The organism is Xanthomonas protegens (assembly GCF_038442435.1).
GTDB lineage: Bacteria > Pseudomonadota > Gammaproteobacteria > Xanthomonadales > Xanthomonadaceae > Xanthomonas_A > Xanthomonas_A sontii.
The window spans coordinates 187712-198006 of the sequence record NZ_JAQJCQ010000009.1 but is presented as its reverse complement, the minus strand read 5'-3'; the positions used below and the strand labels follow the sequence as shown (position 1 = coordinate 198006).

Genomic DNA, 10295 nt, shown 5'->3' with positions numbered 1-10295 from the left:
GGACGGCGTACATCCATGTACGCCGCCCTTCGGGTTTTTCCCCGCGATGGCCGCCGCTTCGGAAGGGAACCCGGTAAGTCAAAAGCCGGAGCAACAGCCGAAGCACAGCAGAGGCAACGGCAACGGCAACGGCAACGGCAACGGCCAAAGCATCGCGCAAGGCTGCCCGCGTCACACGCCCATCTTCGCTCAGCAACCGCAGCACCCCTGACCTAATCTCCAGGCATCCAACCATGGCCACCCCCGACCTGCCGACCTTCGACAAGATCCTCATCGCCAATCGCGGCGAGATCGCCTGCCGGGTGATCGCCACCTGCCGCAAGCTCGGCATCGCCACCGTGGCCGTGTACTCCGATGCCGACCGCGACGCCCGCCACGTGCGCCTGGCCGACGAGGCCGTGCACATCGGCGCCGCGCCGGCGCGCGAGAGCTACCTGCGCGGCGAGCGCATCCTCGAGGCCGCGCAACACAGCGGGGCGCAGGCCATCCACCCCGGCTACGGCTTCCTGTCCGAGAACGCCGAGTTCGCCGAGGCCTGCGCCGCGCGCGGGCTGGTGTTCATCGGGCCGCCGCCGGCGGCGATCCGCGCCATGGGCGACAAGAGTGCGGCCAAGGCGCTGATGCAGGCCGCCGGGGTGCCGCTGACGCCGGGTTACCACGGCGAGCAGCAGGATGCGGATTTCCTGCGCGCACAGGCCGCGGCCATCGGCTACCCGGTGCTGATCAAGGCCAGCGCCGGTGGTGGCGGCAAGGGCATGCGTCGGGTCGATCGCGATGAGGACTTTGCCGCCGCGCTCGCCGCCTGCCAGCGCGAGGCGCAGGCCGCGTTCGGCAATGCGCACGTGCTGGTGGAGAAGTACGTGCTGCGGCCGCGGCACATCGAGATCCAGGTGTTCGGCGACACGCATGGCGAACTGGTCTACCTGTTCGAACGCGACTGCTCGGTGCAACGCCGCCACCAGAAGGTGCTGGAGGAAGCCCCCGCGCCAGGCATGGACGCGGCGCGGCGTGCGGCGATGGGCCAGGCCGCGGTGGAGGCGGCGCGCGCGGTGGGCTACGTCGGTGCCGGCACCGTGGAGTTCATCGTCGCGCCCGATGGTGCGTTCTACTTCATGGAAATGAATACCCGCCTGCAGGTGGAGCATCCGGTCACCGAGTGCATCACCGGCACCGACCTGGTGGAGTGGCAGTTGCGCGTGGCCGCCGGCCAGCCGCTGCCGCAGCGCCAGCACGAACTGACGATCCACGGCCATGCGCTGGAAGCGCGGCTGTACGCCGAAGACCCGGCGCGCGGCTTCCTGCCCTCGATCGGCACGCTGCAGCACCTGCGCCTGCCCGCCACCGATGCGCATACCCGGGTCGATGCCGGCGTCGAACAGGGCGATGTGATCGGCCCGCACTACGATCCGATGATCGCCAAGCTGATCGTCTGGGATGCGACCCGCGAGCGCGCGCTGCGGCGCATGCAGGCGGCGTTGGCCGCGTGCCAGGTGGTCGGTGTGTCGACCAATGCCGCGTTTTTGCAGCGCCTGGTCGGCACCACCGCGTTCGCGCAGGCGGACCTGGACACCGCACTGATCGAGCGCGAGCACGCCGCCCTGTTCGACACCCGCGCCCCGACCACCGACGCGCTGTGGAGCCTGGCGGCACTGGCCTGGCAACTGCACGAGCACGCGCCAGCGGCGCAGGCCGCCGATCCGCAGTCGCCGTGGGATCTGCGCGACGGCTGGCGGCTGGGCGCGCCGGCGCCGCGTGCGCTGACCCTACAGCACGGCGAGACGCAACGCACGCTGCAGCTGACCGCGCATGCCGGCGGCTGGCGGATCCGCGCCGCGCCAGCGCAGGACGCGCTCGAGGCGAGCGGCCAGTTGCGCGACGGGCGCCTGTCCGCGTTTCTCGGCACGCAGCGGGTGCAGGCCGATGCGGTGTTCGCCGGCACGCAGCTGCACCTGTTCGTCAACGGCCACGGCTATCTGTTCGAACGCCACGACCCGGTCGCCGATGCCGACCAGCCGGCGGTGGAAAGCGGCGGCCTGACCGCGCCGATGCCGGGGCGCATCGTCGCCCTGCTGGTGGCGCCCGGCACCCAGGTAAGCCGTGGCACGCCGCTGCTGGTGCTGGAGGCAATGAAGATGGAGCACACCCTGCAGGCGCCGGCCGACGGCACCGTGCACAGCTTCCGCGTGCGCGAGGGCGAACTGGTCGGCGACGGCGTGGCGCTGCTGGACTTCGAAGCGGCCTGAGCGCCGCCGCCCGCCAAGCCGCGGTCGCCAAGGCCGCGGCTTGGCGTCACACTCGGCGCTGGTCCATCGTCCTGCCCGCGCCATGAAACTCACCGCCCACGTTCTCGACGGCCATACCCTCGACGTGCGCCCTGCGCCACGCGAGCGGCCGTGGATGGACCAGACCGCCGAGCGCTACGCCTACCGCTGCCTGCCGCTGGACATCGCCAACGCGCACGGCTGGGAACTGTTGTGCCAGAGCGCGTTCGAGGCGGAGTGGAACGGCGGCAACGCGCTCGACGACCTGCGCGTGCAGCCGGCGCCGGGCACGCACGCGCCGGCGGTCAGCCACTTCGGCTATGGCGTGCTCACCTTCCACGTGCCGTGCCTGTTCCGCACCGAGGCCGGCGTGGACCTGTACGTCACCGCGCCGGTGAATCGGCCCAAGGACGGCATCGCCGGGCTCACCGGGCTGATCGAGACCGACTGGAGTCCGTACACCTTCACCATGAACTGGCAGTTCACCCGGCCCGGCCGGGTCCGGTTCGAGGCCGGCGAACCGTTCTGCCACTTCTTCCCGGTGCAGCGCCGGGTGCTGGCCGAGACCGAGCCGCGCTGGCAGCCGCTGTCGCAGACGCCGGAGCTGGAGCGCGAACACCAGGCGTGGATGCGCAGCCGTGGCCAGTTCCTGCACGACCTGGAGCAGCCCGATTCCGACGCCAGCCGCGAAGGCTGGCAGCGCAGCTATTTCCGCGGACCGGCGCCGGGCCAGTGCCCGGCCGGCGTGGAGCACCGGGTGAAACTGCGGCTGGCGCCGTTCACCCGCGACGACGCCGCGGAGTGAGGACAGCTCAGCGCGCGTGGCGCTGGCGCACGCGGGTGGACAGGCGGAACACGCCGTAGGCCAGCAGCATGCCCAGGATCCCGGCCACGGCATGCGCCCAGTCGAATACGCGCGGGCCGATGCCGCCGACCTGGTCGCCCCACAGGTTGAACAGCACCAGGACGATGGCGGTCAGTCCCAGGCCGGCCAGGAACGCGGCGCGGTTGGCGCCCAGCGCGTAGAACAGGAACGGCAGGCCCAGCCCGACCAGGAAATGCACCGGGAAGAAGTACACCGAGCCGTACGGCCGCAACAGCGTCCAGACGATGGCGGTGAAGACCGCGACGAAGACGAACAGACCCAGCGACAGGGCGCGGGTCTTGGCGGGGGAAAGACGTGGCTCGGTCATGCGTCACCTGCAGGCAATCGGCGACCGTAACGGAGTGCGGATCACGGCCCGGTCAAGACCCCGCGTTGCCCACGCGGCTGCAGACGCTCAACGCGAGGCTCGGCACCACTGCCGCTCGCACGGCACGCCGTCGTGGTTGCCGTCCATCTCCACACCCGGGCAGTGCTGCAGGAAATACACCGCTTCGTCGCACGAGGTCATCTGCGCACAGTGCGTGCGGCCGTCGCAGTGGAAGGCGGGCGCCGTCGTGGGCGCGGTGCGCGCGGTGGCCGCTGACGACTCCGGCACCGAGGGCGCCGCAGGGCTTGCCTGCGGTGCCGCCACGAAGCGCAGCGCCGCGTACGCCGCGATCGCGAGCACCGCCAGCAGCATCAGCACGCCGAGCCAGAGACCGCGACGCGGACGCGGTGCCGCACGCTTGGGCGATGCCGGTGCCCGACCGGGACGCATCACCCGCAAGGCCCGCGGCCGTCCCTGCGCGTCGTGCTCCAGGTCGAAGGAGATCAGTTCGCCCACCCGCGGGGGAACGCCGTCGGCAGGAAACGCCGCGCGTTGCACCTCGGCTTCGGTCTCGCGATGGGCAAGGCGCACCCGGCCGCAGCCGCGCTCCTCGTTCCAGTGAATCAAGGTCCCGTGCGTGCGCATGGCGTCACCGCAAGAAAGTGCATCGCCGCGGTGGACGCCGCCGTGCCCGGTGCGTCCACCGTCCCCACCGCGCCTGCTCCCGCCAGGCGCGGCCCCGCGTGCAGCATGCCATGGCTGTGGCCGGCGTGCCGACCGGCCACCTGCTGCAGGCGCGGTCGCGCGACGGCCGGCCAGCCACGCGCCGCGGCGTCGCCGGCGGTCGCAACTGTCTACCACCGGCGGCGCGGCGCTCGCTAGAGTCCAAAGCGTCGAGCAACGCCGACGCCCGCTCCCACGCGGGGTTGGCGATCGACGCGCAACCCGGCATCGCGGCCGCCGCATGGCGCCGCCCCCGCAGCATTCGTCCCCCGATGCTGCCCTGCCGGGCACGCGCGTTTCCCCCACGCTCGACGCGACAACAATCTTCAGCGCAGTTGCCTTCCACACGGGGTCAGGAGAGCGACATGGACACGTCTTCGGTCCGCTAGGCCGTTTCACGCATCTACAGCAGCGCCGCCGCGTCTCCACGGTAGCGGTGGATGCTGCACCTCCCATCGCGTCTCCCGCTTCGTCTGCGCGCGCAGGCGGATGCGTACGCCCGTGCCTGCGCGTGGCCCTGGCGCGACGGGACTCCTTCCATTGCGGCCGCGCAGCAGCGCGGGCGTGCGGCCGGTCCGGGGCCAGGGGATGTCCGGACACAGGACGCGGCATCGCCCGCACGCACCGACGCACACGACCGGAGGTCCATCATGCAACTGCCCCATCCGCGCATTCTCGCCATCGCCACCGTGCTGACCCTTGCCAGCGGCGCCGCCTCCGCCGGGCGCTTTCCGGATTTCGGCTACGCGCCGCCTTCCACCTACAAAGGGCCGCTGTTCCAGCTCAGCCAGGACTATCCGCAGCAGCCGCCCAGCGGCCCGTTGCCGGCGTTCTTCCAGAAGCTGCCCAAGCCGCTGAGCAACAACTTCGAAGCCTGGCGCGGCTACGCCGACGCAGTGAAGGCCTACTGCCTGGAAGGCAACGTCGAAAGCGACTGGTACGTGCAGAACAACAAGGTGCGGCGCTGGTACCACGCGCCCTGGCAGCACTACGGCCCGCTCGGGCGCGAAGGCGTGCATGGGCTGACCAAGGAGGCGCAGATCCAGGTCAAGCAACTGGCGCCGACCCAACTCACCACCGGCCAGACCTTCGCGGTCGGCATCTACAACGATGTCGGCGCCTACACCTTCGGCCAGGTGTGGAAGGACCCGCAGAACCCGGACCCGAGCTTCACCACCAAGCCCAACACCTTCCGCGACGGCACCGTGGTGTGCAAGGCGCTGTTCGCCGACGTGGATCTCAGCCAGGTGCCGTTCCTGCAGAACCCGGTGCTGTGGAACGCCTGGGTCACCAACAGCTTCAAGTCCGCCGACCGCGGGTTCAAGCAGGTGGCGCTGATCCAGATGGATTTCGCCGTGCGCGACAGCCGCGTGCCCGGCACCGGCTGGATCTTCGGCACCTTCCAGTACAACGGCGCGGTCAGCGGCAAGCCCGGCTGGCAGAACCTGGTGCCGGTGGGCGTGATGTGGGGCAACGATCCGCAGAACACCGGCGACGACTACACCAACAAGCAGCCGACCCAGACCCGGATCAATCCGCGCATCCTGCAGTCGGCGATCAATGCCAGGCCGGAACTGCCGCCGACCCACCTGGGCTGGAACGGCCGCCTCAACGGCCCGGTGGACAATCCGATCAGCTCCTGCATGAGCTGCCACATGACCGCCGAGTCGCCGCAGCTCTCGCCGATGAACCCGACCTTCCAGGCGCCGGACAAGGTGCCGCCGGTCGGCTCCAAAGAATGGATGCGCTGGTTCCAGAACATCCCCGCCGGGCAGCCCTTCGACGCGTCGGCCAAGAGCACCGACTACAGCCTGCAGTTGGCCGGCGGCATCGCCAACTTCTACGACTGGAAGTGCACCCAGGACGGCGTGTTCGTCAGCGGCGGCAACCTGTGCGAGCAGAGCAAGACCTCGCTGAAGCTGATGCGCTCCACCACGCCGCCGCCGACCGTGTACCCGGTCGAGCGCGGGCTGAGCAACCAGGACCTGGAGTAAGCACCGCAACGCCGTGCCTGCTGCGTGCCGTCCGACGGCATCGGCAGGCACGGCTGCGCCGAGTGCGGCGCAACACGCAGGGATGAGCGGCGTCAGACGTGCTGCCGCCTGCGCTCGCTCAGCCGATCTGCTGGCCGACCCACCAGGTCGTGCCGCCGGCATCGCGGAAGCCGCCACGCCGGTCCGGATCGTCCTTCTGCACCGGCGCCTGCACCGCCGTGGCACCTGCGGCCAGCGCACGCTGGTAGGTCGCATCCACATCGCGCACGTAGACGTGCACATGCGCCGGCAGCGCCGGCCAGCCCTCGACCGCATCGCAGAACATCACCACGGTGTCGTCGATGCGCACCTCGCCGTGGGCGAGCAGGCCACCCTCGCCGGGAATCTGCCGCAAGGGTTCGGCGTCGAACACCGCGACCAGGAACGCGATGGTGCGCTGCGCACCATCGACAATGAGATACGGCGAGACCGAGGTGTAGCGCTCTGGCTTGAACGACATGAAGAACTCCCGAGGGTCGAGTGTCGCAGGCGGGTCGACGTGTGCGGTGGTGAAGCGCCTCATGCAACGTGCGGTGTGCCGGGAAGCCAGTGCGCCGCGGCGCACCGCCGCGCTCACAGCGCGCAGGTGCTGAGCCGCGCGGCCAGGGTAAAGGGAACCGTGCCCAGGTCGCCCAGGCCTTCGACATCGAACGCATACGCGCCCTTGGCCACGAGCGTCAGTTGCCCGTCGCGCGAAAGATTGAAGGTCAGCGTGTCGATATCGACCGGGTGGTGCGCGCCGGCCACATACAGCGAGCCGTCGATGTAGCCGTCCTGCGGGTTGCGCGGGAAGTCGAAGCGCTGGCCGGCCAGCTCGCCGAGCCTGAGCGACGGCAGCGCGATGCCGTCCAGGCGGATCGCGGTGTCCACGATCTCGCCGGCGTGCAGGAACGGGCGCAGCAGGATCTCCAGCGAGGCGGCGCCCGGCAGGCCGGACAGGATCGCGTGGCGCGGCTTCAATGCGCTGGGCGAGAACGTCGACATCGCGGCGCCGTCCTCAGTGCTGCGCCACCGGCAACACCACGTCCATCAGCGTGGCGTCGTCCGGATCCGGCGTGGCCTTGAAGCCGAGCTGCCGGCACATCGCCAGCATGGTGCGGTTCTCGCGCAACACCTGGCCTTCGACCACCTTGAGGCCGAGCCAGCCGGCGTACTCGATCATGATCCGCATCAACTGCCAGCCGATGCCGTGGCCCTTGAGGTCGGAGCGGATCAGGATGCCGTACTCGCCGCGGTCGTAATCGGCGTCGGCATGCAGGCGCACCGCGCCGAGCATGTCGCCGCTGCGTGGCTCGATCGCCACCAGCGCGATCGAGCGCGCGTAGTCGAGCTGGGTCAGGCGCGCGATGAATTCGTGACTGAAATGCTTGACCGCCTGGAAGAAGCGCAGGCGCAGATCTTCATCGGTGACGCGGGCGAAGAAGCTGCGGAACAGCGCGTCGTCCTCCGGCCGCACCGGGCGCACGAACGCGGCGCTGCCGTCGTTGAGCACGATGCGCCGTTCCCACTCCTTGGGGTACGGGAAGATCGCGAAGCGCGGATGGCCGCGGCCCTTGTGCAGGCGCCGCGACGGCGCCACCGCCACCCGCGCGTCGACCGCGATCACCCCGTCGCGATCGGCCAGCAGCGGATTGATGTCCAGTTCGCGAATCTCGGGCAGGTCGGCGGCCAGTTGCGCGAGCTTGACCAGCACCATCGCCACCGCACGCTCGTCGGCGGCCGGCACGTCGCGGTAGGCCTTGAGGATGCGGCTGACGCGGGTGCGGCCGATCAGTTCGTGGGCCAGGCGCAGGTCCAGCGGCGGCAGCGCCAGCGCCTTGTCGTCGATCACCTCCACCGCGGTGCCGCCGCGGCCGAACACGATCACCGGGCCGAAGGTCGGGTCGTCGGCGATGCCGGCGATCAGTTCGCGCGCCTTGGGCCGCAGCAGCGAGGGCTGCACCAGCACGCCGTCGATGCGCGCGTCCGGACGCGCGGCGCGTGCGCGGGCGAGGATGCCCTCGGCCGCATCGCGCACCGCCTCTACGCTGACCAGGTTGAGGCGCACGCCGTCCACGTCGGACTTGTGCGGGATGTCGGCCGAATGGATCTTCACCGCCACCGCCGAGCCCTGCGCCAGCATCGGCGCGGCCACCTGCGCCGCGGCCTCGGCATCGGCGGCGTGCGCCACCGGCGCGGTGGGGATGCCGTAGGCGGCCAGCAACCGGGTGGTCGCCAGCGGGTCCAGCCAGGTCTGCCCGGCGGCCAGCGCCGCGTCGACGATGCCGCGCGCGGCGGCGGCGTCGAAGGCGAAATCGTCGGGCAGGCTCGGCGGCGTCTCCATCAGCGCTGCCTGCGCCTCGCGGTAGCGCACCAAGTGCATGAAGCCGCGCACCGCGTCGGCCTCGGTGGCATAGGTGGGGATGCGCGCGGCATTGAGCGTGGCGGTGGCGCTCTCGTCGTTGCCCAGCCACACCGCGAACACCGGCTTGTCGCGGTGATGGCGCGGGCGCTGGCCGAGGATGCGGGTCAGCGCCTGCGCCGCCTCGGCGGAGGAGGTGAACGCGGTCGGCACGTTGACCACCAGCACCGCGTCGTTCTCCGGATCCTCCAGCAGCGCACCGGCGGCGGCGGCGTAGCGTTCGCCGTCCGCGTCCACCACGATGTCCACCGGATTGCGATGCGACCATTCCTGCGGCAACGCCGCGTCCAGTTGCTGCTGGGTGGGCGCCGACAGCGCCGCCAGGGTGCCGCCGAGATCGGCCAGCGTATCCACCGCCAGGCGGCCGACGCCGCCGCCGTTGCTGAGGATGGCCAGGCGCCGGCCGGGAAAGGTGCTGAGCCGGCCCAGCGTCTCCGCCGCGGCGAACAGTTCGTCCAGCGCGCGTACCCGCAGCAGCCCGGCGCGGGCGAACGCGGCGCCGTACACCGCATCGGAGCTGGCCAGCGCCTGCACGTGGGTGTCGGCGTTGGGATCGATGCGCAGCTGCCGGCCCGACTTCACCACCACCACGGGTTTGGCGCGCGCGGCGGCGCGCGCGGCGGACATGAACTTGCGCGCGTCGCGGATGTGTTCGACGTAGAGCAGGATCGCGCGGGTGCGGTAGTCGGTGGCGAAGTAGTCGAGCAGGTCGGCGAAGTCCACGTCCAGCGCGTCGCCCAGCGAGACCACGGCGGAGAAGCCGACCGCGCGCGCCACGCCCCACTCCACCAGCGCCGCGGCGATGGCGCTGGATTCGGAGATCAGCGCCAGGTCGCCCGGCTGCGGGCAGTGCGCGGCGATGCTGGCGTTGAGCCGCGCATGCGGCGCGATCACGCCCAGGCAGTGCGGGCCGAGGATGCGCAGGCCCTTGGCGCGCGCGGCGCTTTCCACCCGCGCCGCGGCCGACCCCGGCCCACTGCCGAGCCCGGCGGTGAGGATGATCGCCGCGGCGACGCCGCGCCGGGCGGCGATCGACACGATGCGCGGCACCATCCGCGCCGGCGCGGTGATCACCACCAGGTCCGGCACCCAGGGCAGGTCGGTGAGGCGGCGCACCGTGGGCACGCCATCGATCTCGCGGTAGCGCGGGCTGACCCAGCCGATCTGCCCGGGAAACCCGGCCGCGCGCAGGCTGCGCACCACCGCCCGCCCGGCCGAACGCTCGCGCGGGCTGCCGCCGACGATGGCGACCGAAGCGGGGCGGAACACGGACTGCAGGTGATAGGTGCTCATGGCGGCGGCGGAGGCGAGCGAATGCGCTAACGGTACACGGCTGGCCGCTGCGCGGGGATGATCCGGGTCGCGCGCTGCGGCGTTGACGGCGATGCCGCGCATCCGGCGACAGCTGCGCTGGCGAGATTCCGGCCTCCGCGCGTCGGGGCTGAAGCCCCTCCCACAAGGACTCCAGTCGGCCGCCCGGTGCTCATCGCTCACGTGTGCTGCTGGGTCAGGAGCGGCATCGCCGGCAGACCTCCTTGAGGAGGCGCTTCAGGACACCTCGAATCCCCTTTTCTGCGACGCATCGCGCTGTCTGGTAGGAGCGGCTTCAGCCGCGACGAGGCGTTACCGGTAAGGCACGGTCGCGGCTGAAGCCGCTCCTACGGGTGTGCGTTTGTGCTCGCTC

7 protein-coding genes and 3 pseudogenes are annotated in these 10295 nt (G+C 71.1%); 5 read left to right on the top strand and 5 right to left on the bottom strand.

Going from position 1 to position 10295, the window contains the following annotated elements; translation table 11 throughout:
- The 4 genes and pseudogenes from PIQ37_RS12415 to PIQ37_RS12405 form a co-directional block, all read left to right on the top strand.
- Positions 1-211 (top strand): annotated as a pseudogene (locus PIQ37_RS12415) (hypothetical protein); the annotation flags it as partial.
- 22 nt (positions 212-233) lie between these two features.
- A pseudogene (locus tag PIQ37_RS12410) lies at positions 234-1934 on the top strand (acetyl-CoA carboxylase biotin carboxylase subunit); the annotation flags it as partial.
- Positions 1935-1976: 42 nt separating this feature from the next.
- Positions 1977-2243, top strand: a pseudogene (locus PIQ37_RS20665) (acetyl-CoA carboxylase biotin carboxyl carrier protein subunit); the annotation flags it as partial.
- Between the two features lie 82 nt (positions 2244-2325).
- Positions 2326-3066 carry a DUF6065 family protein gene (locus tag PIQ37_RS12405; protein ID WP_342073704.1) on the top strand — a complete coding sequence of 247 codons (741 nt, stop codon included), beginning with the start codon at positions 2326-2328 and terminating at the stop codon, positions 3064-3066.
- Between the two features lie 7 nt (positions 3067-3073).
- Here the strand turns inward: PIQ37_RS12405 and PIQ37_RS12400 are convergent, their stop codons facing one another.
- Both PIQ37_RS12400 and PIQ37_RS12395 read right to left on the bottom strand, forming a co-directional pair.
- Positions 3074-3454, bottom strand: a complete 381-nt coding sequence (locus PIQ37_RS12400) for a hypothetical protein (RefSeq protein ID WP_342073703.1) — start codon at positions 3452-3454, stop codon at positions 3074-3076.
- Positions 3455-3541: 87 nt separating this feature from the next.
- Entirely contained in the window at positions 3542-4099 is a 558-nt protein-coding gene (locus PIQ37_RS12395) for an excalibur calcium-binding domain-containing protein (RefSeq protein WP_342073702.1), read from the bottom strand.
- Between the two features lie 728 nt (positions 4100-4827).
- On the opposite strand from PIQ37_RS12395, the gene PIQ37_RS12390 reads away from it, so the two are divergent.
- Positions 4828-6171, top strand: a complete 1344-nt coding sequence (locus PIQ37_RS12390; protein ID WP_342073701.1) for a hypothetical protein — start codon at positions 4828-4830, stop codon at positions 6169-6171.
- Between the two features lie 118 nt (positions 6172-6289).
- Here PIQ37_RS12390 and PIQ37_RS12385 read toward each other — a convergent pair whose 3' ends face one another.
- The 3 genes from PIQ37_RS12385 to PIQ37_RS12375 form a co-directional block, all read right to left on the bottom strand.
- On the bottom strand, positions 6290-6670 hold the full coding sequence (locus PIQ37_RS12385; RefSeq protein WP_342073700.1) for a VOC family protein: 381 nt from the start codon (positions 6668-6670) through the stop codon (positions 6290-6292).
- A gap of 113 nt (positions 6671-6783) precedes the next feature.
- Complete coding sequence (locus PIQ37_RS12380; RefSeq protein WP_342073699.1) at positions 6784-7194, bottom strand: hypothetical protein; 411 nt, start codon at positions 7192-7194, stop codon at positions 6784-6786.
- A gap of 13 nt (positions 7195-7207) precedes the next feature.
- On the bottom strand, positions 7208-9904 hold the full coding sequence (locus PIQ37_RS12375; protein WP_152235927.1) for a bifunctional acetate--CoA ligase family protein/GNAT family N-acetyltransferase: 2697 nt from the start codon (positions 9902-9904) through the stop codon (positions 7208-7210).
- Between the last annotated feature and the right edge of the window lie 391 nt (positions 9905-10295).

What these genes read in the sequence shown, in the direction of transcription:
- PIQ37_RS12405 (WP_342073704.1), top strand. Translation starts at nt 2,326, where the DNA reads ATGAAACTCACCGCCCACGTTCTCGACGGCCATACCCTCGACGTGCGC.
- PIQ37_RS12400 (WP_342073703.1), bottom strand. Translation starts at nt 3,454, where the DNA reads ATGACCGAGCCACGTCTTTCCCCCGCCAAGACCCGCGCCCTGTCGCTG.
- PIQ37_RS12395 (WP_342073702.1), bottom strand. Translation starts at nt 4,099, where the DNA reads ATGCGCACGCACGGGACCTTGATTCACTGGAACGAGGAGCGCGGCTGC.
- PIQ37_RS12390 (WP_342073701.1), top strand. Translation starts at nt 4,828, where the DNA reads ATGCAACTGCCCCATCCGCGCATTCTCGCCATCGCCACCGTGCTGACC.
- PIQ37_RS12385 (WP_342073700.1), bottom strand. Translation starts at nt 6,670, where the DNA reads ATGTCGTTCAAGCCAGAGCGCTACACCTCGGTCTCGCCGTATCTCATT.
- PIQ37_RS12380 (WP_342073699.1), bottom strand. Translation starts at nt 7,194, where the DNA reads ATGTCGACGTTCTCGCCCAGCGCATTGAAGCCGCGCCACGCGATCCTG.
- PIQ37_RS12375 (WP_152235927.1), bottom strand. Translation starts at nt 9,904, where the DNA reads ATGAGCACCTATCACCTGCAGTCCGTGTTCCGCCCCGCTTCGGTCGCC.